This window comes from Bacteroidota bacterium, from assembly GCA_005882315.1.
Lineage (GTDB): Bacteria > Bacteroidota > Bacteroidia > Chitinophagales > Chitinophagaceae > VBAR01.
This window is the reverse complement of record VBAR01000001.1, coordinates 1,051,466-1,074,334: the sequence shown is the minus strand read 5'-3', so window position 1 is coordinate 1,074,334 and position 22,869 is coordinate 1,051,466. Positions and strand designations below refer to the sequence as shown.

At 39.8% G+C, this 22,869-nt stretch carries 21 protein-coding genes; 15 read left to right on the top strand and 6 right to left on the bottom strand.

What is annotated here, in order from left to right:
- Nucleotides 1-3 precede the first annotated feature (3 nt).
- The 5 genes from E6H07_04385 to purN all read right to left on the bottom strand — a co-directional run bounded on the left by E6H07_04385 (nt 4) and on the right by purN (nt 5,065).
- Nucleotides 4-1,530: a serine hydrolase gene (locus tag E6H07_04385; protein ID TMI65165.1), complete on the bottom strand. Its 1,527-nt coding sequence runs from the start codon at nt 1,528-1,530 to the stop codon at nt 4-6.
- 24 nt (nt 1,531-1,554) lie between these two features.
- Entirely contained in the window at nt 1,555-2,865 is a 1,311-nt protein-coding gene (locus E6H07_04380) for a beta-lactamase family protein (protein TMI65164.1), read from the bottom strand.
- A 21-nt stretch (nt 2,866-2,886) separates the two neighbouring features.
- Nucleotides 2,887-3,552: a DUF1211 domain-containing protein gene (locus E6H07_04375; GenBank protein ID TMI65163.1), complete on the bottom strand. Its 666-nt coding sequence runs from the start codon at nt 3,550-3,552 to the stop codon at nt 2,887-2,889.
- 54 nt (nt 3,553-3,606) lie between these two features.
- A complete protein-coding gene (locus E6H07_04370; protein ID TMI65162.1) occupies nt 3,607-4,380 on the bottom strand; it encodes a carboxypeptidase-like regulatory domain-containing protein in 774 nt (257 codons plus the stop codon).
- Nucleotides 4,381-4,486: 106 nt separating this feature from the next.
- A complete protein-coding gene (purN, locus tag E6H07_04365) occupies nt 4,487-5,065 on the bottom strand; it encodes a phosphoribosylglycinamide formyltransferase (protein TMI65161.1) in 579 nt (192 codons plus the stop codon).
- Between the two features lie 41 nt (nt 5,066-5,106).
- Here purN and E6H07_04360 point away from each other — a divergent pair, with 41 nt between their 5' ends.
- A complete protein-coding gene (locus E6H07_04360; GenBank protein ID TMI65160.1) occupies nt 5,107-6,003 on the top strand; it encodes a tetratricopeptide repeat protein in 897 nt (298 codons plus the stop codon).
- Between the two features lie 10 nt (nt 6,004-6,013).
- Here E6H07_04360 and E6H07_04355 read toward each other — a convergent pair whose 3' ends face one another.
- Nucleotides 6,014-6,301: a hypothetical protein gene (locus E6H07_04355; protein TMI65159.1), complete on the bottom strand. Its 288-nt coding sequence runs from the start codon at nt 6,299-6,301 to the stop codon at nt 6,014-6,016.
- 249 nt (nt 6,302-6,550) lie between these two features.
- Here E6H07_04355 and E6H07_04350 point away from each other — a divergent pair, with 249 nt between their 5' ends.
- The 14 genes from E6H07_04350 to E6H07_04285 all read left to right on the top strand — a co-directional run bounded on the left by E6H07_04350 (nt 6,551) and on the right by E6H07_04285 (nt 22,852).
- The gene (locus tag E6H07_04350) at nt 6,551-7,822 is read left to right on the top strand and encodes a c-type cytochrome (protein TMI65158.1); all 1,272 of its coding nucleotides are present in this window, start codon (nt 6,551-6,553) and stop codon (nt 7,820-7,822) included.
- Between the two features lie 91 nt (nt 7,823-7,913).
- Nucleotides 7,914-11,045 (top strand): 4Fe-4S dicluster domain-containing protein, encoded by a 3,132-nt coding sequence (locus E6H07_04345; GenBank protein TMI65157.1) that lies wholly within the window; start codon nt 7,914-7,916, stop codon nt 11,043-11,045.
- 139 nt (nt 11,046-11,184) lie between these two features.
- A complete protein-coding gene (locus E6H07_04340) occupies nt 11,185-12,639 on the top strand; it encodes a hydrogenase (protein TMI65156.1) in 1,455 nt (484 codons plus the stop codon).
- Nucleotides 12,640-12,755: 116 nt separating this feature from the next.
- Nucleotides 12,756-13,322 carry a DUF3341 domain-containing protein gene (locus E6H07_04335; GenBank protein TMI65155.1) on the top strand — a complete coding sequence of 189 codons (567 nt, stop codon included), beginning with the start codon at nt 12,756-12,758 and terminating at the stop codon, nt 13,320-13,322.
- A gap of 39 nt (nt 13,323-13,361) precedes the next feature.
- Nucleotides 13,362-14,015 (top strand): cytochrome c, encoded by a 654-nt coding sequence (locus E6H07_04330; protein TMI65154.1) that lies wholly within the window; start codon nt 13,362-13,364, stop codon nt 14,013-14,015.
- Nucleotides 14,016-14,052: 37 nt separating this feature from the next.
- Nucleotides 14,053-15,300, top strand: coding sequence for a quinol:cytochrome C oxidoreductase (locus E6H07_04325; GenBank protein TMI65153.1), 1,248 nt, complete (start codon nt 14,053-14,055; stop codon nt 15,298-15,300).
- A 52-nt stretch (nt 15,301-15,352) separates the two neighbouring features.
- Nucleotides 15,353-16,405 carry a cytochrome c oxidase subunit II gene (locus tag E6H07_04320; protein ID TMI65152.1) on the top strand — a complete coding sequence of 351 codons (1,053 nt, stop codon included), beginning with the start codon at nt 15,353-15,355 and terminating at the stop codon, nt 16,403-16,405.
- 40 nt (nt 16,406-16,445) lie between these two features.
- The gene (locus E6H07_04315; GenBank protein ID TMI65151.1) at nt 16,446-18,248 is read left to right on the top strand and encodes a cytochrome c oxidase subunit I; all 1,803 of its coding nucleotides are present in this window, start codon (nt 16,446-16,448) and stop codon (nt 18,246-18,248) included.
- A gap of 58 nt (nt 18,249-18,306) precedes the next feature.
- Nucleotides 18,307-19,194, top strand: coding sequence for a protoheme IX farnesyltransferase (gene cyoE, locus E6H07_04310; GenBank protein TMI65150.1), 888 nt, complete (start codon nt 18,307-18,309; stop codon nt 19,192-19,194).
- 90 nt (nt 19,195-19,284) lie between these two features.
- Nucleotides 19,285-19,770 carry a heme-copper oxidase subunit III gene (locus E6H07_04305; protein ID TMI66461.1) on the top strand — a complete coding sequence of 162 codons (486 nt, stop codon included), beginning with the start codon at nt 19,285-19,287 and terminating at the stop codon, nt 19,768-19,770.
- A gap of 122 nt (nt 19,771-19,892) precedes the next feature.
- The gene (locus E6H07_04300; protein TMI65149.1) at nt 19,893-20,762 is read left to right on the top strand and encodes a cytochrome c oxidase subunit III; all 870 of its coding nucleotides are present in this window, start codon (nt 19,893-19,895) and stop codon (nt 20,760-20,762) included.
- A 34-nt stretch (nt 20,763-20,796) separates the two neighbouring features.
- Nucleotides 20,797-21,237 (top strand): hypothetical protein, encoded by a 441-nt coding sequence (locus E6H07_04295; protein ID TMI65148.1) that lies wholly within the window; start codon nt 20,797-20,799, stop codon nt 21,235-21,237.
- A 173-nt stretch (nt 21,238-21,410) separates the two neighbouring features.
- Nucleotides 21,411-22,301 (top strand): SCO family protein, encoded by an 891-nt coding sequence (locus E6H07_04290; protein TMI65147.1) that lies wholly within the window; start codon nt 21,411-21,413, stop codon nt 22,299-22,301.
- Nucleotides 22,302-22,309: 8 nt separating this feature from the next.
- Entirely contained in the window at nt 22,310-22,852 is a 543-nt protein-coding gene (locus E6H07_04285; GenBank protein TMI65146.1) for a DUF420 domain-containing protein, read from the top strand.
- Nucleotides 22,853-22,869 lie beyond the last annotated feature (17 nt).

Below are 22,869 nucleotides of genomic sequence, written 5' to 3'. Positions count from 1 at the left end.
GGCCTACTTTATTTTTTTAAACTCATACGGAGTAAACTCTACAAAATCCGCTACCCGAACTGTTAATGATTTTACTTTTCCATTCTGGACTGTGAAGGGTAAAACTTTTACACCATATAAAGGATCATTCCATGTACTTAAAAAACGATTGCCTCCTAATGCTTCAAGTTTACTGAAGCGGCCTTTGTGATGTTCGAACCGCATGATGAGTTCGCCATTTTCAATTTTAATATTCATCTTCCCATATATATCATGTATGTATTCGCCGGCATAAGATGCGAGCGGTAACGCAGTTTTCGGTTTGGTATTGATGGTATCTCTTTTTGCAGTTAACATTTTTTCCATTTCAGCATCACCGGCTTTTTGATTTGACAGCATAAGGTTGCTGTAGTTGCGGTAAGGCAAATTCATATAAGCATCCATGATCTCCCATTTTAATGCCTCATAAAAAGCATTAGCATCCGTGTTGGTTAAAACAATAATGCCAAGTTTTTCTTCCGGTATCAATGTAACGCTGGTTACAAATCCATTTACACCACCGGTATGACTCACGATTTTTTTTCCGTTGTATTCTTCAAGGAACCAACCAAGTCCATACAATGCAAAATGTCCTGTATTAAACTGCGAGCCTCCATTGCCTAAAATGGAATTCGGTGCCCATGTTCTTGCAATAACATTTGCAGGAATGATTTGAGCATCACCGATCTTTCCTTTGTTTAGTTGTGCCATTACCCATTTGCTCAAATCGTTTATACTGGAAGAAATAGCACCGGCCGGAGCCAATGCATCTATTTTTCCATACGGAACTTTTTTAAGCTCTCCCCTCCATACAGTATGTGCGGATGCTTTATTCTCAGCTGTTGGAATATCTTTCGCCAGAGCAAGAGTGTTATTCATGCCCAATGGAGTAAAAATTTTTTCTTTAAGATATTCTGCCCATGTCTTGCCCGTTACTTTTGGAATGATCTCACCGGCGGTCATGAATGCAGCATTTGTATAACCCCATTTGCTGCGAAAACCATACAAAGGTTTTAGCCTGCCAAAACGTTCACGCATTTCTGCTGTTGTAAGATCAGAATCGAAGAACATAAAATCTCCCTGGAAAGTTTCAAAACCCAGACGATGACATAACAGGTCTCTTATCATCGCTTCTTTTGCCACCCATGGATCGTATAGTTTAAAATCAGGTAACCACTTTTGCACTTTATCATCAAGACTTAGTTTTTTTTCATTATCAAGAATAGCCAATGCAGTTGCAGTAAACGCTTTACTGTTACTGCCGATCATAAACAAAGTGTTCTCATCTACTTCATCATCAGTTCCCAGTTCTTTTACACCATAACCCCTCATGAGTTCGATCTTACCATCTCTTACAACGCATACAGCTACGCCAGGGATTTTCCATTCTATCAAAGCCTTATCAACATAATCATCAATACTGTCTTTTATAAATGATGGTGTTGACTGTTGTGAAAACACAACTATAAATGCAAAATGAAAAGCGAAAAAGAATACAATTAATTTTTTCATGTAATAGTTTTATGTGTTTTGTAATTATTCAAGTGCCTGGTACACCAGCACTTTATATTTATTCGCTATTTCTCCAATCGTTGAATTCCATAGCTGGCGATAAAAAATTCCGATAAGATTTTCTTTTGGATCGGCCCAGTAAGTAGTAGAAAATGCGCCACCCCATTCAAAGACACCTTCTGGTGTTGGTAACAGGGCACTTCCTTTATCCGTGGTTATTCCAAAACCTAATCCAAATTTATTGGCGCCCCTGCTGATGTCGCCAATCTGGTTCATCACCATCATGCGGACAGTGTTTCTTGACAAAAAACGTTTTCCGTTATACTCGCCACCATTCAAAATCATTTGTAAAAAAATTGCATAGTCAAGTACTGTGGAGGAAAGCCCAGCTCCACCCGAAAAAAATGTTCCTTCCAGCTTCGGATAATCAGTAATAAACACACCATTTGTTTGTATCTGGTTATCTGCTTTTACAAGCTTCAGGTTTTTTTCTTCATAAAGATTAACAAGACGATCATGTTTGGATGCGGGTAAATAAAAATAAGTATCATTCATACCTAATGGTTCAAATATTCTTTTTCTGAAAAACTCATCGAGACTTATTCCTGATAGTACTTCAACAAGACGGCCTAAGATATCTGCATTAAAGCCATAGGTGAATTTTTCTCCTGGCTGGTGCAGCAACGGCATTTTTGCAATTGTTTTTACGTCGTCAGCAAGTAGTCTTCCTTTTTCAACACCGATACCTGCTACTAAACCGGCTTTATAATAAATCGCATTGGCTTCTTTGGTTCCAATTTGAGGATAACTGATGCCAGAGGTGTGAGTGAGTAATTGCCGGATAGTAACTTCTGTTTTTGCGGGTACCGTTGTATACGTTGTGTCAGCTGCATTGAATTTATCAAGCACTTGTTGCTTGGCAAATTCAGGTATGTATCTTGAAATAGGATCGTCCAGTAAAAATTTTCCTTCTTCATACAACATCATCACAGCAGTGCTGGTAATAGCTTTAGTTTGCGAAGCAATCCGGTAAATACTATTTGTCTGTATGGGCTTTGTTTTTTCCAGGTCATCATAGCCGAAGGCTTTATCGTAAATAATTTTCCCATTTCGAATGATCAATGCTACACACCCATTTAGCCTTCCGTCTTTTATCCAGGCATTGATATTTTCATCAATTCTTTTTAAACGTTCGGATGAAAAACCAACTGATTCCGGTTTGGCAGCTTGAAGAGATGTGGTTTTTGGTTTTGCGAATGCACTGATGCCATTTTGGGAGAACGTATATCCTGTGAAAAGAACAATTGTCAACAACAGGAAGAAACTCTTTTTCATAATTATCGGTTTTGATATATATCAGGAATATTTTTTCTTAATTCGTTTTCGAACTATAAAAAGTACGATCGGGATCAGCATCGGGATATAAACAGCAAAAAGAACATTCGTGAGATAAGCAACAGGGATCATAATTAAAAAAATAAACGGAACAACAAAAGCCCTGAGTTTTGAAGCTTTTGCAGTCATTGGATCAATTGGAGGTTCTGCTACTTTATTTTTAGGATTGGTGATATACACCCACATCAGGTAATTGACAAACCCAACACAACAAAAATTCAGTACATAAAATGTAAGCGGCACTTTTAGCTGATGACGCATCATATCTGGTCCGGCATACTCACTGTAAAAGCCGGTACTGAAAGGCATGAGTGCCACAAAAAAAAGAAAGACCAGGTTGATTAATAAAAGTTTACGGGTATAATTCGTAACAAATCCAAACATGCGGTGGTGAACGGTCCAGTAAATGCCGATTAGCATAAAGCTGATAAAAAAGCCGATGAATTTTGGGATAAGATGACCTAATGCATACAGTAACTTTTTATCAGAAACAGATTCATGTTCTTCAGGTATTTTTATTTCAATAACTAATAATGTAATGGCAATTGCAAATACAGCATCACTGAATAAGATCATTCTTTCAAGTTGGAATTCTCTGCGAAGTTCATTGTGCAGTTGGTTGCTCATTATAGTAATGAAGTGTTAAGCACAGAAAGTTAATGCTTTTCTCTGTCGGGAAAGTTACGGTATAAAAGATTTCCTGTCTTCCAACTTCAGGTCACCGGAGAGTTTTTCCAGTTTGTATTCTTCATAACAGTTTTTAATGAAGAGCTGGAACTCGTAATCATTTGTCATCAGGCAATACTGGTAGCTAGGTCTGCAGCGCATCATAAAACTATCCCTTGCTGCACCATTCAATCCCGTTAAACGGAGTACCAAACCTTTATTGAAACGGTAGTCAATAAACTTTTCTTTTTCTTCTGCTTCCAGTCTTTTCTGGAATGATGCCCAGCTTTTATTTTTTCGGAACTGGAACATGCGAATGATCTCATCCAGGTCAAAACCAACAGCTGCACCCGGGGTTGTGCCAAGAGTAGCTCTTACTTTGGGTTTCCCCCAGTCAAATGCTTTTGCATAATCAATGCGGTTTTGAACGGAGTCCTGTTTATAGTTGCGGCTTCTTATCTTCACTTCTTTGAGCATATCGGTGGGTACATGCAGCGAAATGTCAAACTGTAAAGGAGTTTTAATGGTAAGCACAGGATATTTTACTGTTGGTTTATTTAAATAACTAAACCAGATAGAATCTTTTTCTCCTACATTGATCTCGTATTTACCATCACCATCTGATACGGCAATTTTTCCATTGGTGCTTTGTACAGTAACATAGGGCATTCCATAATTGCGGGAGCTATCATACACTGTTCCTTTTATTTTATACTGTGCATGCAAAGCAGCCGAGGAAAAAATACCAAAAAGTAAAATAAGGGTAATATAGTATTTGCGGCGGTTCAAACAGGTTTTATAATATGGCAAGTAACAAAAGAAATTGCAAATGCTGAGTTAAGTTGGCCAGGTAAGGGGTTGAATTGTTGATTTGTAACGACAAAAGCACAAATGATCAGTTAACTATCTTTTTAACGATCTCCGGGTAATGTTTATGTTCCAGCATATGAATACGTAATGCAAGGGACTCCGGTGTATCATCCTCCATCACAGTGCAGCGGGCCTGGAAAATTATATCGCCATGATCATATAGCTCATCAACATAATGGATGGTGATACCGCTTTCTTTTTCTTTGTTTGCGATTACTGCTTCATGCACAAAATGCCCGTACATTCCTTTACCCCCATAGTTTGGCAGTAATGCAGGGTGAATATTGATGATCTTTCTTGGATAAGCTTTGATAAGGGCGGATGGTAATTTCCAGAGAAAGCCCGCCAGTATTATAAAATCGATACCTGCTGCTTTGAATTCATCTACATAACCATTGCCACGAAAAAATTTTTCTTTATCAATAAGAAGTGATGGAATATTATTTTGCTCTGCAATTTTTAATACACCAGCACCGGGTTTATTGCAAACGATCAAAGCAACCTCAAAAGACCTATTTCCTTCTTCTTTGCCAGGCAATGAAGCTTCAATTATTTTAGCGGCATTCGAACCAGCTCCTGAAGCAAAAACAGCAATTTTTTTCACCGGGCAAATATAGTTTTGAAATAACTCACTAACTTAATAGTATGAAACAATTCATCTGTTCATTATTATTTATTACAACATGCTTAAGTTTTTATGCACAGCAGCAACCCTGTGCTGTAATAGTGCCTCCTCAAATTTCTGAGGAAACAAAAAAACTATATGAGCAGAAACTGGCTGAAGCCAAATCAAAGTTGACGATCGACTCCAATTCTGCAGAGAATATAATATGGTATGGCCGCCGCACTGCCTATCTCGGACATTACATGGAAGCCATCGAAATTTTTTCAAACGGGATCAGTAAGCATCCGCTGAACCCCAGATTTCTTCGTCACCGTGGTCACCGGTATATCACCGTTCGTTGTTTTGATAAAGCAATAGCCGATCTTTCAAAAGGAGCTGAAATGCTGAAGGAGCAAGTGGATGAAATAGAACAGGATGGATTGCCCAATGCCCGCAACTTACCTACCAGCACACTTAAAACAAACACACTTTACCATCTCGGGCTGGCTTATTTTTTAAAAGGTGATTATAAAAATGCACTGAAGGCTTATAACGAATGCCTTGAAAATTCTGATACAGATGATATGTATGTGGCTACAGCCAACTGGTTATATATCACCATGCTGCGGTTAGGAAAAAAGAAAGATGCGGATGATCTGCTGAAAACAATTAATGCGGAAATGGACCTGATAGAAAATCGTGACTACATGGATATCTTAATGTTATATAAAAGCGGTGATGATAAAAAACTGGTTGAAATAACACAAACGCAGGATAGTACGGCTAATGCCACACTCGGATTTGCCCTTGGCAACTATTATTTAGAAAAAGGGCCGAAGAAAAAAGCAAAAGAGCTTTTTGAAAAAGTAGTGGCTGGCAATCAATGGGCAAGTTTTGGATATATAGCTGCTGAAGCAGAGTTGAAGAGGATGAAATGATTTTTCCCGATCATTCTGATTTTCCAAAACCGAGTCTGCTTCCGATCTTACGGATATACTTCAGAAAAAACCGGAATTGACCCAAAGGAATGCTGATTATCAAAACAGCTAAAGGCCAGATGATTGATATTAAAAGAATGTAAACAATACCCCAGATCCAATCCTGCCCGATATCAAGTAAGTTCATAATTTTTTTGCCTAAAAATCCAGTAGCACTGCCTCCAATAGCGAATGTGCAAAGGATCAATATCAGTTGAAGGCCACCTACTTTCCATTTTTTTTGAAGACGATCAAACATGCGGGCAAAAGTGCGGAAAAAACATTCACTGATTGATAATATCTCTGTTTTAATTAAGAATTATTCTTATCGTTTACGGATTTATGACAATGCGTTTTCAATGTTTATTGAAAACAATAAAAACTTGTTGAACCGCAATGAGCTAAGACGTTAAAAAAAAATTAAACAGCCTGATTTTTTAATGCCATACTGCCTTACTTTTGCGCCAATCAGGGTTTTTTATCCACATTTTTTAGATCAATTGCTTCTATGATCCCATATAAACCAAATCTCAGAAGACCAACGCTGTTTGTTCTATCCATTTTTATTTTCTCGACTTTAAAAATTGCTGCGCAAGGCGATGCTGCTGCTGGTAAGGCATTATTTAGTATAAAATGTGCAAGCTGTCATGCAGTCAATTCTAAAGTTGTGGGACCTGCACTTAAGGATGTTGAAAGCCGTTGGCCAAGTACTGATTTATTAAAAAAATGGATAGTTAATTGGAAAGAAGCAGTTGCTACAGGTGACGCATATCCGGTAGAAATGCAGAATTTTGCGGCTACTCCAATGCAGGAATTTCCTGAACTAAGAGGAAAAGAAACAGACCTAAATAATCTTCTTGCTTATATCAGAGACGCTGGAAAAGCAGCCCCGCCCCCTGCTCCGGGAACAGAAGAACCGAAAGGTGATGGCCAGGGCGCAATTATCTTCGGTATCATCTCTATCATACTTGCAATTGTCGCATTAATATTAATGCAGGTAAACAGTAACCTGAAAAAATTGAGTGATGATAAAGAAGGCATTCATAGACCTGAGCCAGTTGCGTTTTACAAAAACAAATTTTATATCGCATTAGGCGCAGTAATATTTTTTGTAATAGGTGGTTACTTTATTGCCAAAGGCGCTATCGGTCTTGGCCGTCAAAAAGATATGCAGCCTGTACAGCCAATTTATTATTCACACAAAGTACATGCGGGTCTCAACCAAATCAACTGTTTATACTGTCATGGCGGTGCAATGGAAGGCAAGCAGGCTTCTATCCCTTCTGTAAATGTGTGTATGAACTGTCACAAACAGATCTCAGAATACAAAGGCCCGAAAATTTTTGATGCAAGCGGAAATGAAATTAACGGAACCGCCGAAATAAATAAACTATACGAATACGCCGGAGTAGACCCTAAAAACCCTGGTGCATTTGATCCCTCAAAAGCAAAATCTATTCCCTGGACAAGAATTCACAACCTGCCTGATCATGCTTATTTCAACCATTCACAACACGTAAATGCAGGTAAGCAGCAATGCCAGAGCTGTCATGGTGAGATCACAGATATGCATGAAGTAAAGCAGTTCGCTGAACTGAGTATGAGCTGGTGTATAAACTGTCACCGTCAGACCAATGTGAACTTCAATTACGACAGCACTAAAGGAAACAAATTTTACAGCATATACGAGAAATTCCACAGAGATATTGAAGCAGGTAAAATGGATAGTGTAAAAGTGGAACATATCGGCGGCCTGGAGTGTCAGAAATGTCACTATTAATTTCAGTTTGTACCGAAGAGTTTCGGTAGTCAAATTTCAAATGAATCTCAATTGCAGCAAGGGTTGTAATTGACAACTAACAATAATAAATATGTCAAAGAAGTACTGGCAAAGTTTCGCAGAGCTGAATGATGAGGAGACCTTTCAGAAAAAAAATGCAGATGAGTTTCGTGAAGAGCTGCCTTTTGAGGGGTTTGATGACAAGGGATTGGTTGATGCAAAAGCTCCACGTCGCGATTTTCTGAAATATCTCGGGTTCAGCACTGCTGCTGCTACCCTTGCAAGCTGTAAAGCACCGGTGAGAAAGGCGATCCCTTATGCCAACAAACCGGAAAATTTAGTTTCAGGGGAAGCAAAATATTATGCTACTACTTATGTGCAGGATGGTGATGTGGTTCCGGTGATAGCCAAAGTTCGTGATGGCCGCCCTATTAAAATTGAAGGAAATGATATGTGTTCTTACACAGGTGGTGGTACCAGTGCAAGAGCGCAGGCTTCTGTTCTTGATCTATATGATACCAACCGTGTACGTTTCCCTAAACGCAATGTGAATGGAAAATTTGAAGAAGTGCCTACATGGGAACAGTTTGATAAAATGGTTGGTGATGCATTAGTTGGTTCATCAGCAGTAGTACTTACAAGTACAGTTGTTTCTCCTTCTTCAAAAAAAATTATACAAGAGTTCGTTACTAAATTCAATGGTCGTCATGTAGAGTATGATGGAGATTCTTGCAGCGGAATGCTGCTGGCCAATGAAGCAACATTTGGAACAAAAGCATTACCTACTTATCATTTTGATAAAGCAAAAACTATCGTAAGTCTTGGTGCTGACTTTTTGGGTTCATGGGGTGATATTGTTGCGAATGCTCGTCAATATGCTACAGGAAGAAAAATAGATGAGAAGGATCCGGTAATGAGTAAACATTATCAGTTCGAAAGTTTTTTAAGCACAACAGGTGCAAGTGCTGATATAAGATATACTCATCGTGCATCTGAAGTTGGAAATGTTGCAATGGCACTATTAGCAGCAGTGGGTGGCGCAGTTACTGCACCAACTATTGCTGATGCTAAACTGAAAAAAGGAATTGAAGATGTAGCAGCAGAACTGAAAGCGAATAATGGTTCATCAGTTGTGATTTGTGGCAGTAATGATATGAATGTGCAGTTGGTTGTAAATGCAATCAACAGTGCGATCGGCGCATATGGTACTACTATTGATTGGGCTGTAAAAAATAATACACGCAAAGGAACTGACACAGATTTTGAAACGCTGATCGCGGATATGGAAGCTGGAAAAATTGGTGCCATCTTTATTCTCGGCGCAAACCCTGCTTACAATTATATAGGTGCTGATAAATTCAAAGCGGCTTTAAAGAAAGTAAAAATTTCGGTTTCGTTCAACGACAGACTTGATGAGACAACTGAACTGTGTTCACATATAGCACCCAACAGTCATTATCTCGAAAGCTGGGGCGATGCAGAACCTAAAACAGGTTATGTAAGTTTTATTCAACCTACTATCTATCCTTTATTCAAAACCCGTCAATACCAGGATTCTCTTTTAAAATGGAGCGGCGTTACTTCTACTTATGAAGAAGAGGTTCGTAAATTCTGGACTACTGCACCGGGTGTAACCGATTTTGATACTCTATTGCAGAATGGAGTTTTTGAAACAGCTGCAACTGCAGCATCTGCCGGAGCCTTTAATGGTGGTGGTCTCGCAACTGCAGCTACAGCTATTAGTGGTGCTACAAAAGTTTCAGGTACTGAATTGGTGATGTATCAAAAAGTATCACTTGGTACCGGTGCGCAGGCAGGCAATCCATGGTTACAGGAATTACCCGACCCGATTTCAAAAGCTACATGGGGCAACTATGCATTAATATCTATACCACTTGCAGAAAAACTAGAAATAAAATTCAAGAGTAATAAATATGAGTACTGGATGGATAAGCCTGTACTCAAGATCGCCAGCAACGGTAAATCTGTTTCAGTACCATGCCTGGTAATACCCGGAATGAATGCTGATACAATTGCTATTGCAGTTGGCTATGGCCGTAACGAAAACTTCAGTAAGGCTGCTGCAGGTATGGGTGTAAATATTTATCCGCTTGCTGGTGCTGCTACTGTGACTGTTGAAAAAACAGGTGATGAGGAAAAAGTGGCGCAGATGCAGATCCATAATAACTACGAAGAAAGATTTGAAGTGGTAAGAGAAACAACTCTTGCTACGTTGCAAAAGCATCCTGATGTAATTCCCGGTTATCGTGCAAAACTCCAGGAAGATTTTGGAGGAATGATCAAAGATTACCGTTCAGAAGGTACACTCTATCCCATGCATATACAGGCTGGGATTAAATGGGGAATGAACGTAGACATGAACTCATGTACTGCTTGTGGTGCATGTGTTGTTGCATGTCATGCAGAAAACAACGTACCTGTAGTTGGTAAAAGAGAAGTGATCCGTTATCACGATATGCACTGGTTACGCCTGGATCGCTATTTCGTAACGGATGAAAAAAATCCTGATGATCTGAAAGGTGTGGTATTCCAGCCGATGATGTGCCAGCACTGTGATAATGCACCGTGTGAAAACGTTTGCCCCGTTGCTGCTACTAACCATAGTTCAGAAGGTATAAACCAAATGACCTATAACCGTTGTATTGGTACAAGATATTGTGCCAACAACTGTCCATATAAAGTACGTCGCTTTAACTGGAGTGATTATATGGGAGCAGATAGTTTCCCTGATAACCAAGACCAGGAAATAGTTGGTAAACTGGATGTTGCTGTTCACCAAATGAATGATGACCTCTCAAGAATGGTGTTGAATCCTGAGGTTACTGTACGTTCAAGAGGTGTGATTGAGAAATGTTCTTTCTGTGTACAGAAATTACAGGCTGCTAAACTTACCGCTAAAAAAGAGAACCGTATGTTGAAAGATGGTGATGCTAAAACAGCTTGCCAAACAGCTTGCCCTACCAATGCAATTGTGTTTGGTAACACACATGATGAAACAAGTGCAATCACTAAAGCAAGAACAGATAATAAGAACAGGCTATTCTATGTGATCGAGCAGATCCACACTTTGCCTAATGTGAGTTACCTGGCTAAAGTGAGAAATACAGATGAAGTAATTGAACCGGCACATCAGGCACCAGCACATGAAGAAATGAAAGCAGAAGGCGGAGAGAAAAAAGAGACAGCACCAGCAACGCATTAATAAGCTGAACAGGATTGCAGAACGTACGGAGTTCCGCTAAGCGGGAACAGAAGCTTAATAGTAAAGAGAAAGTTGACTTAATAATAAAACCCTTCGATACTTCGACAAGCTCAGTACTCAGGGTGACAAATAAAAGAATATGGCATTACTCAGATACGAATCACAGGTGAGACCACCGCTGGTGGAAGGTAACAAGGATTATCACCAGGTTACAGAAGATATCTGCCGCCCGGTGGAGGCCCGCCCTACCCGTGCATGGTGGATTGGTTTTACCGTTTCTGTTTTGTTTTTGATTTTTGGAATCGTTTCCGTTACCATGGAAGTAATTTATGGTACGGGTCAATGGAACCTGCACAAAACGATCGGTTGGGGTTATGATATCACCAACTTCGTTTGGTGGATCGGTATCGGTCACGCCGGAACGTTGATCTCTGCGATCTTATTATTATTCCGCCAGGGTTGGAGAACAGGTGTGAACCGTGCAGCAGAAGCGATGACCATCTTTGCGGTTATTTGTGCCGGCCAGTTTCCGATCTGGCACATGGGTCGTGTGTGGGTTGCCTTCTTTACACTTCCTTACCCAAATACAAGAGGTCCATTGTGGGTAAACTTTAACTCGCCACTTCTTTGGGACGTATTCGCTATCTCAACATATTTTACTGTATCACTTTTATTCTGGTATAGTGGTTTGTTGCCTGACCTGGCAACACTTCGTGACCGTGCAAAAGCAAAATGGAGAAAAATGTTTTATGGTGTTGCGGCTTTTGGCTGGACAGGAAGTACAAAACATTGGCAGCGTCATGAAGCATTATCATTAGTGCTTGCAGGTTTGAGTACACCACTTGTATTATCAGTTCACACAATCGTATCCTTTGACTTCGCCACATCAGTAGTTCCCGGCTGGCATACAACCATCTTCCCGCCTTACTTCGTTGCGGGTGCCATCTTCTCCGGGTTTGCAATGGTTCAAACGTTATTAGTAGTTACAAGAAAAGTGTTGCGGCTTGAAGAATATATTACTATCGAGCATATTGATGTAATGAACAAGGTTATTGTACTTACGGGGTCGATTGTAGGTATTGCTTATCTCACAGAATTATTCATTGCGATATATGGTGCCAACGAATATGAAGGTTTTGCCTTTTTGGAAAACCGTGTGAACCTGAACAGTCCTTACGGGTGGAGTTATTATATAATGATGGGATGTAACGTATTGTCGCCGCAAATATTCTGGATAAGAAAGATGAGAAGAAACCTCTTGCTTACTTTCTTCATGTCTATTCTTATAAATATTGGTATGTGGTTCGAACGGTTTGTAATTATCGTTACCTCTGTTTATCGAGATTACCTTCCATCGGCATGGGCCACTTATTACAGGCCTACTATCTGGGAAGTTGGATTTTATCTCGGAACATTCGGGTTGTTCTTTACCTGTTATTTCCTGTTCTCAAAATTCTTCCCGGTAATTGCGTTGGCAGAGATCAAACATATCCTGAAACGCAGTGGAGACCAGCAAAAACGTGATATGGAAGAAGTAGAAAAGGAAAAACTGGATGATTTTGTCGGGCATCATGGACATGATCATGGGGCATAAGAAAAGCTGTAAGCCGTTAGCTATGAGCTACGAGCAAGCAGTTTTAAAATAGATAGAATATTATAAAAAGAGTTTCTGGCTCACAGCTAAGAGCTCATAGCTAAAAGCTAAACGATATGGCAGTTAAAAAATTTGTTGTTGGAAACTTTGATGACGAAGCGGTTTTGTTTCCCGCGGTGAAAAAAGTTCGCCGGGCAGGATACAAGATTCATGAAGTGTTCACGCCGTTTCCAATTCATGGATTAGACAAAGCAATGGGTCTGCGTGATACCAGCCTGCATACCGCGGGATTTATTTACGGTATCACCGGAACTTCTATTGCAGTTGGTTTTATTACCTGGGCACTTACCAGTGATTGGCCAATTGTATTTGGAGGTAAACCCTTCTTTGCATTTCCTGCATGGATACCTATTACGTTTGAGTTAACAGTTCTGATGGCATCAGTAGGCATGGTTCTTACGTTTTGCTACCTGTGCCAGTTAGCCCCTTTTGTAAAAAAAGATCATTTCAATCCAAGATCAACAGATGATTTGTTTGTAATGGCATTAGAATGCACCGATAAAACAAATGATGCAGAAGTGGTTTCATTTTTACAAAATGCCGGCGCCAAAGATGTAAAAGTAGAACAGAGAGAAACAGGCTGGTGGATCGGCCGTTATGATAAAAACGAGAAAGTTTCTTAGTAAACGATTAAAAGAAAGTATATCATCAATAATAACAGGATGAAAAAAGTTTTAACCATTTCAGTGTTTGCAGTACTTGCGGTAGCGGTAATAAGTTGTGATAAACCACGCCGCAATGCCGGTAGTGCCTATATGCCGGATATGTATTACAGCCGGGCAATTGAAACCTATTCTGCATTAGACACTGCAATATTTACCAGCAGCAGGGCAGAGGCAGGTGGAAAAATATTTTATAATCGTTTACCCGTTGGTGGAGCTGTTGCAAGGGGAGATATGGCTGCTTACGCATTAAAGCAAGATGTGGGTGCTGACTCTACAAATTATGTAGCATCAAGATCTGTCAAAAACCCGCTTGACATAGCTTCAATAGATATGAAAGAAGCTGAAAGATTGTATTTGGTAAACTGTGGTATTTGCCACGGAACAAAACTGGATGGCAACGGACCTTTATATGCAAGCGGTGCTTATGCTGCAAAACCGGCAACATTGGTTGGCGATGCAAAATATGAAGCAATGCCGGAAGGAATGATGTTTCATTCTGTAACATATGGAAAAAACCAAATGGGAAGCTATGCATCACAATTGAATACAAGACAACGTTGGATGGTGATTGCTTATATAAAGTCAAAACAAGTTAAGCCGGCCGCTGCAGCTACTGCGGTTAAGGTTGATAGCGTTGCTGCAAAAAAATAATTGAAAAGATTTTTGAAGAAACTATAAACGAACAGTAATGACGACAATACGGGAAAAATTTGTAATACCAAAGCGCTACAATACCATATCGCTGGCATTGATGGCAATTGGTGTGCTTGCAATTATCGGCTTATATATAACGCATGGTGCAAAAGAAGATGAACATCACCAGGCCCGGTTCTGGGCATCGCTACTGCAGAACAGTGTTTATTTTTTGCTGGTAGTAAATGCCGCCATGTTCTTTATGTGTGCAACCGTATTGGCATGGGGTGGCTGGACCATTTCTTTTCGCAGGGTTGTTGAAGCGATATCATCTGCTGTTCCTGTTATAAGTGTTATTTGTGTTGTTGTATTATTTGGTATCATATTTACAAATCAGCATACTATTTATCACTGGAATGTACCTTTTGAAGAGAAAGATGAGATACTGAAGCACAAATCATTTTTCTTAAACAAAAATTTCTTTATTGGCTGGACACTTTTCACTGTAGTAGCATGGTGGTTGTTGGGCAGAAAGATGAGACTGCTTTCCCGTAGCCTTGATAATAATCCTTTGCCGAGTATTGAAGAAGGGAAAAAATATATCTGGAAAAATACAGTATGGGCCGCTTTATTCCTGGTTGTATTTGCCCTGACTGTTATGTCAACTATTCCCTGGCTTTGGCTGATGAGCATTGATGCACATTGGTACAGCACTATGTATAGCTGGTACACATTTGCAAGTACGTTCGTTGCCGGTTTGTCTCTGATCTGTTTGTATGTTGTTTACCTGAAGAATAACGATTATCTCGAACTGACAAATGAAGAACATCTGCATGATATAGGTAAGTTCATGTTTGCCTTTTCTATTTTCTGGACTTATCTCTGGTATTCACAGTTCATGCTGATCTGGTATGCAAATATTCCTGAGGAAACAATTTATTTCAAACCAAGGGCACAAGGTCCTTATAGCGGAATTTTCTGGATGATGTTAATCATCAACTTCATTGCTCCGTTGTTAATATTAATGAGAAGAGGTTCAAAAAGAAATTATGGAACAATAACGTTCATGTCGATATTGATCATCTTCGGTCACTGGCTGGATTTCTTCCAAATGGTATTCCCCAGCCCGATGAAAGATCATGCAACGGGAGAAACACATGTACCGCTTATGTTTTATGATCTCGCAATAGGATTAGGTTTTGTAGGACTGATCATGTTTGTTGTGGGCCGCTCATTGGCAAAGCATCCGTTGTTGGCGAAGAATCATCCATTTATAAAAGAGAGTGTAATACATCATACTTAGTTGATTGGATCTGGGAAAGAAAATTGAATATTAAATAACTGAATTAAAGAATATGCAAGTCTTTTTTATTGTAGCAATCCTGGCGCTGGGCTTTCTGATTGTGTTTCAGATAGCCAAGGCAAGTGAATACGTAAGTGTGTTGCGTGGCGAAGAAAAAACCCGCAAACAGAATAACCGGGTAAATGCATTTCTGTTACTGGCATTTTTAATATTGGGCATTATCGGTGTGTTTTATTGTAATGAAAGACTGGAAGGAAAAATACTTTCATTTGGCAGCGCAGCATCTGATCATGGTATATTGATCGACCAGATGATGAAAATTACACTGATCATTACAGGTATTGTTTTCTTTATTACACAAATTGCATTATTCTGGTTTGCATTCAAATACCAGGAGTCTGATAATAGAAAAGCATACTACTATCCGCATAATAATAAACTGGAAGTTATCTGGACAGTGATCCCTGCTATTGCATTAACTATATTGGTTGGTTTTGGAATTATTTACTGGTTCAGAATTACCGGTGATGCACCTGCTAATGCCAGGATGGTTGAAGTAACAGGTTCGCAATTCAAATGGGAATTCCGCTATCCGGGTAAAGATGGTGTGCTGGGTAAAAAGTTTTATAAATTAACAACACCGGAAAACCCGCTGGGCCAGGTTTGGGATGATATAAATAACAGGGATGATGTGTATGGTTCAGGCGAAATGCACCTGGTAGTGAACAAGCCGGTAAGATTGGTGATCTATGCTAAAGATGTAATTCACGACGTAGGTCTTGCACATTTTCGTATGAAGATGGATGCTGTACCCGGTATGCCAACTACTATGTGGTTTACACCGACAAAGACCAGCAAACAAATGGCAAAAGAAACAGGCAGGCCTGATTTTACATATGAAATATCATGTGACCAGATGTGTGGCTCAGGCCATACACGTATGAGAGGAACGGTTATTGTGGAATCGCAGGAAGAATTTGACCTGTGGATGGCTTCACAAAAACCGAAGTATGTTGAAATGATGGATTCAAAACAAAAACCCGAAATGAAGGCTGATTCAAATACTGTTGCAAAACCAATTGCACAGGTTGAAATAAAAAAATAATGTTACGGCTTTTCAATAAGCCGGTTTAAATAAAAAGATTATGAGTAACGCAGCACATCCGGAAGTGGTAACTACCCATGAAGTTCATCATGATGAGCATCATGCACACCACAAAGAAACATTTATCACCAAATACGTATTCAGTCAGGATCATAAAACAATCGGTAAACAGTTTTTAATTACTGGTATCGTTTGGGCTATTATTGGTGGTTTGTTTTCTGTATTATTCCGTTTGCAATTAGGTTTCCCAGGACAAACTTTCCCGATATTGGAAACCTTCTTTGGTAAAAATGCAGCAGGTGGTGTCATCACTCCAGAGTTTTATTATGCACTGATCACTATGCACGGCACCGTGTTGGTGTTCTTTGTATTGACAGCAGGTTTGTCGGGCACATTCGCAAACATTCTTATTCCCTTGCAGATCGGTGCAAGAGATATGGCTTCGCCATTCCTTAATATGCTTTCTTACTGGTTCTTCTTTATTGCCAGTATAATAATGATCTCATCATTGTTTGTACAAACAGGTCCTGCAAGTGGTGGATGGACAATGTATCCTCCGCTAAGTGCATTGCATGATGCTGGCCAGGGAAGTAAAATTGGTACTGACTTATGGTTGATAAGTATGGCGATGTTTATTGTATCATCATTGCTTGGCGGTTTGAACTATATCACCACTATTCTGAACATGCGTACAAGAGGAATGAGCATGACTCGTTTGCCTCTTCCTATCTGGGCTATGTTCTTTACCGCAGTACTTGGCGTATTATCGTTCCCTGTATTATTATCAGGCGCCATTCTCCTGTTATTCGACAGAAACCTTGGAACAAGTTTTTACCTGAGTGATATTGTTGTGAACGGGCAGATATTACCTAACGAAGGTGGTAGTGCTATTTTATTCCAGCACTTGTTCTGGTTCCTGGGTCACCCGGAAGTTTATATCATCCTGTTGCCGGCAATGGGTATGGTATCAGAAATATTATCTGTGAATTCACGCAAACCCATCTTTGGTTATATGGCGATGCTGGGTTCATTATTCGCTATTGCGATCCTAGCCTTCCTTGTATGGGCACACCATATGTTCGTCACGGGATTGAATCCATTCCTTGGATCTATATTCGTGTTGCTTACATTATTGATCGCGGTTCCATCCGCTATAAAAGTGTTTAACTGGATCACTACATTGTGGCGAGGTAATATTCGTTTCACCCCGGCTATGTTATTTGCAATTGGTTTTGTGAGTTTATTTATTTCCGGTGGATTAACGGGTATCTTCCTTGGTAACTCAACAATTGATATTCACCTGCATGATACCATGTTTGTGGTGGCACACTTCCATATTGTAATGGGTGTTGCATCTTTCTTTGGAATGTTTGCTGGTGTTTATCACTGGTTCCCGAAAATGTTTGGTCGCTACCTGAACAAAACATTAGGATTTATCCATTTCTGGGTAACAATAATTGGTGCTTATATGATCTTCTGGCCGATGCACTACCAGGGTCTTGCAGGTATGCCACGCCGTTATCTTGATAAAAGTATCTGGACCAACTTTAATGTTTTCCAGGACTTAGACAAAATGATCACTGTTGTCTCGATCATAGTATTTGCTGTTCAGTTATTGTTTGTGTTTAATTTTTTCTATTCAATTTTCAAAGGAAGAAAAGTAACTACAACAAATCCATGGGGTGCAAACACTCTGGAATGGACAACACCTATCAACCCGGGACATGGTAACTGGGAAGGTGAAATACCTGAAGTTCACCGTTGGCCTTATGATTATGGTAAAGATGGAAGAGAATTTATCATGCAGACAGAAAAGCCCGGTGAGAATGAAAGTTCACACTAAGTGAATATTGATCGTGATGTAAAGATTTGTTATTTGAAAATTTTGCGAAGGAATTGAAATGAATAAAGTAAAAGACTATTTACAACTAACAAAGCCTTCGCTGAATATAATGGTGGTGTTTAGCAGTGTGGTAAGTTTTATGCTTACTCCCGGTTTTGACCACTATGAGGATAAATGGAAATTTATTCTATTGCTCTTTGCAGGTGGATTTTTGGTAACAGGTGGTGCCAATGCCATTAATATGGCAGTTGAAAAAGATACAGATGCATTGATGAGCCGGACAAAAAATCGTCCTGTTGCATCGGGTCGAATGTCACAAACAGAAGCGTATGCTTTTGGAATTATATGTGGCATTGCAGGTGTATTCATTCTTGGAAATTATTTCAACTGGACGGCTGGTGGTTTAGCAGCGCTGAGTTTATTCCTGTATGCATTTATCTATACGCCATTGAAAAAAGTAAATTCAATAGCAGTATTGGTTGGTGCATTTCCCGGTTCATTACCATGTTTGATTGGCTGGGCCGCAGGTGAAGCAGAATTGTCAACGGGTGGCTGGATCTTATTTGGCATCCAGTTTCTTTGGCAGTTTCCGCATTTCTGGGCTATCTGCTGGATCGCATGGAAAGATTACCTGAAAGCAGGATTCAAACTGTTGCCAAGTGAATTAGGACCAACAAAGTTTACCGCTATACAGGCAATTATTTTTTCGACAATGTTGTTGCCTGCGACGCTGTTGCCTTTTTTTACCGGCATGTGCAGTTATGATGATGTAGCTGGTATAGTAAGTTTAGTTCTTATCATTCTTGCCAATGCGTTCATGATAATGCGATGTGTGAACCTGTACCGGAAGATGGATATACCATCAGCAAGAAAAGTGATGTTTGGAAGTTATATGTACCTGCCGGTGATCTTACTGGCCTTGTATATAAGTAAAGTATCAGTATAAAAAAGTGAGATGGATATTGTGAATACACAACAACGACAAAAAATTCACCCGCATAAGTTTGCGATGTGGGTAGCCATAGGAAGTTTGATTATGATGTTTGCCGGTTTGACCAGTGCATTCATTGTAAAAAGCAATCAACCGGGATGGAAAGATGTGATGATTCCACAGGTGTTCTGGATATCTACCGTAGTGATACTGGCAAGCAGCATCACGGTTCAGATGGCATTAAGATCTTTTAAACAAAGAGAGTTCGGGCAATACAGGATGCTGATAGCCTTGACTTTTTTATTGGGAACTGCGTTTGTTGTGCTTCAGTGGATGGGGTTCAACAGTCTCTGGGAACAGGGCATACGGCTTAAAGGTTCCGGTGCTGCGCAATTCCTGTATGTAATTTTCGGATTGCATGCGGTGCATGTGATCGGCGGAATCATTACGTTGTTGGTAATGTTTATCAAAGCATTTTTTGGTAAAACAAAATCATACAACTCAGTGCCGGTGGAAGTAGCAGCAACGTACTGGCATTTTGTAGATCTTTTATGGATCTATTTGTTTGTGTTCTTTATGTGGATCAAATAGTGAGTGGCGAGTTGTGAATGGTGAATAGAGAACAGAACGATGAACGGAGCGTCGCAACAGAAGATGAAAAGAATTACCAGGGCTGGTAACAAAATATAAAATACTTGAATTAAAAAAATAACATGGATTCAGTAACAGTTCATAAGACGAAATGGTGGAGCGGGGGTAAAAGCCCATTCAACATTGAATACGGAAAGGTGATGATGTGGTACTTCCTGATGAGTGACGCCTTTACATTCGGCGCTTTCCTTATTTCGTATGGTTCTATCCGTTTCAGCCAAAACTTCTGGCCCGACCCTAACGTGGTGTTCAATGCATTTCCGGGCTTTGGTCATAAAAACCTTCCACTTGCATTCGTGAGCCTGATGACATTTATTTTGATCATCAGTTCTGTAACGATGGTGCTGGCCGTGCATGAAGGACATAAAGGAAACAGGGCCGGTGTTATAAAATGGATAGCATGGACAATTGTAGGTGGCCTTGCATTCTTAGGTTGCCAGGCATGGGAGTGGCATCACCTTATTACCGGTGAACATATAGTACTTGCTGATGGAAAATTGGAAATGGTTGGACAAACAATGGGCGGAAATCCATGGGGACATTTAGTAGACCCGGCTGTTGCACAAAAAGCATTAGCTGCAAGTTCGCATGAGACATTGGTAAATGTTGTTCATAGTGTTAATCATACAATGAGTCATGAAGAGCTGGCAAAGATGCCGCAGGATCAACTAATGGGCATGGTGAATATGGCTGAAATGCATGTTCGTGAAAAAGGACCTATTGCATTTGGCGGATATTTTTATGGTATTACAGGCTTTCATGGTTTTCACGTATTCAGTGGGGTGATCATTAACCTGATCATGCTGATCATGGCACATAAAGGAGTATTTGACAGAAAAGGACATTACCTGATGATAGAAAAAGCAGGATTGTACTGGCACTTTGTAGACCTGGTGTGGGTATTTGTGTTCCTGTGTTTCTATCTTATCTAAAAAAAATTTATCAGTAAAAAACGAATAAGCGATTATGGAGAATCATCCTAACGTACACCCCGAAGTAACTTTTGCGCCGCATCATGCATCGGATGCAGAGTTTAAAAAGAGAGTATTGAAAACGACCATCCTGCTTTCAATCATTACCGTGATTGAACTGGGTTTTGGATTCCTGATGTATTTGACTGATTTTACCCATACAGTTGATCTTTTTATTAAAGGAGTGATCATTATCCTTTCTTTAGCAAAAGCATTTTATATCATTTCTATCTTTATGCACCTGGGTGATGAGATAAGGAATTTTATTATGACAGTTGCCGTTCCGATATTATTATTCATCTGGTTTATTCTTGCCTTTATAATGGATGGCAACTCTTACCTGAACCTGCGGAATAAGTATGATGCGAATTATAAAGAACGGACATTGAAAGAAGGACATCATGAAGCGGCACCGGCAAAAAGTGGGAAAGAATAAACGAGTCAATAAAAATTTATTACCCTAAATAATTATTCATCCCGGCCAGTGAGTCGGGATGAATAATTTAAAAGCGCCTCATCCCAGAGAACTTCGTTCGTTCCCTTCGCAATGGCTCGGGAACTCCTGAAGGAGAAGGGAGAGTCGAAGAACCAATGAAATAGATAATTACAATGAACACAAAAGCATTTTATGGTTTATTGCTGGCCTTGCTCGTGCCGATAGTTTGTTATTTTATAATCAAACAGGCGGGAGATAAACATCCGTTGATGCCACGGCATTATATATATGATGATGTACAGATCGTAAACAAGAAAGGTAAAAATGTAGAAGATACGATCTGGCATCAACTACCCAATTTTACACTTACCAATCAAATGGGGCACAAAGTATCGCTTGATGAAATAAAAGGGGTGACCTATAATAATGCAGAAGCCGATACCAGCAATAAAGTGATCGTTGCCAATTTTTTCTTTACGCATTGCCCGACCATTTGTCCTACGATGACGCAAAATATGAAGCGGCTGCAACAAGGCATTACCAACTCTCAACGGGTGGGTGATAAAACACCGGCGTTCATCCAGTTCCTTTCTTTTAGTGTGGATCCTGAAAGAGATTCAGTGCCACGGTTGAAAGCATGGGCCGATCGTTTCCAGGTGGATCCTGTGAATTGGTGGTTGCTGACAGGTGATAAGAAAACAATTTATGATCTGTGTATAAATGATATGAAGCTGGGGCTGGTGGATGGAGAGGGCGTAGATACCAGTTTTATACATGTACCTTACTTTGTTTTGATCGATCGTAACCGGAATATACGTGGCTATTATAATGGATTGGATTCTGCATCGTTAGTAAAGCTATCTGCGGATATTATTTTTCTTTCGCTGGAAAAAGACCGTACACAGAAATCCTTCTTCGCCGGTAAACTGCAGTTGATGGCAATTGTTTTCCTGATCTGTATAATGGCTGTTGCCGTGTTCATGTATTTATTAAAGAAAAAGGCTACACCCGAGTACTCTCCTTCAGGAAAGGAAGAAAGAAGATCCCCTATAAAAGAAAACTAAAAACATTTATGCTTCCTCCTGTTTTAACCAAGAACGATAAAAAAGCCCGTACACTCATACTTGTTTTTTCGGCTATTGTGTTTATTGCTATCGTAGCATTGGGCCGGGTAAAACTAAATGTTGACCTGGGTTTTGATGAACATGTATTTGCTTTTATTAATTCCATTATCAACTCCATAGTAGCTGTATTGCTGGTAGCAGCGTTGATCGCCGTAAAAACAAAACATTATTTGCTGCATAAAAAAATGATGCTGGCAGCAATGGTATTGTCCATTTTGTTTTTAATAAGTTATATCTGTCATCATTTATTTGCAGGTGAAACAAAGTTTGGCGGAACTGGTACTGCAAAAATGATCTACTATATCATACTCGGTACACATATTCCACTGGCGGGCTTGATACTTCCTTTTATTTTATTTACCGCTTACCGTGCATTGATAGCTGAATTTCCACAGCATAAAAAACTGGCTCGCATTACCTGGCCGGTGTGGTTCTATGTTGCTGTTACAGGAGTGATCGTATATTGGATGATCAGTCCGTATTACGAATAGGATTTTATTTACTCTTT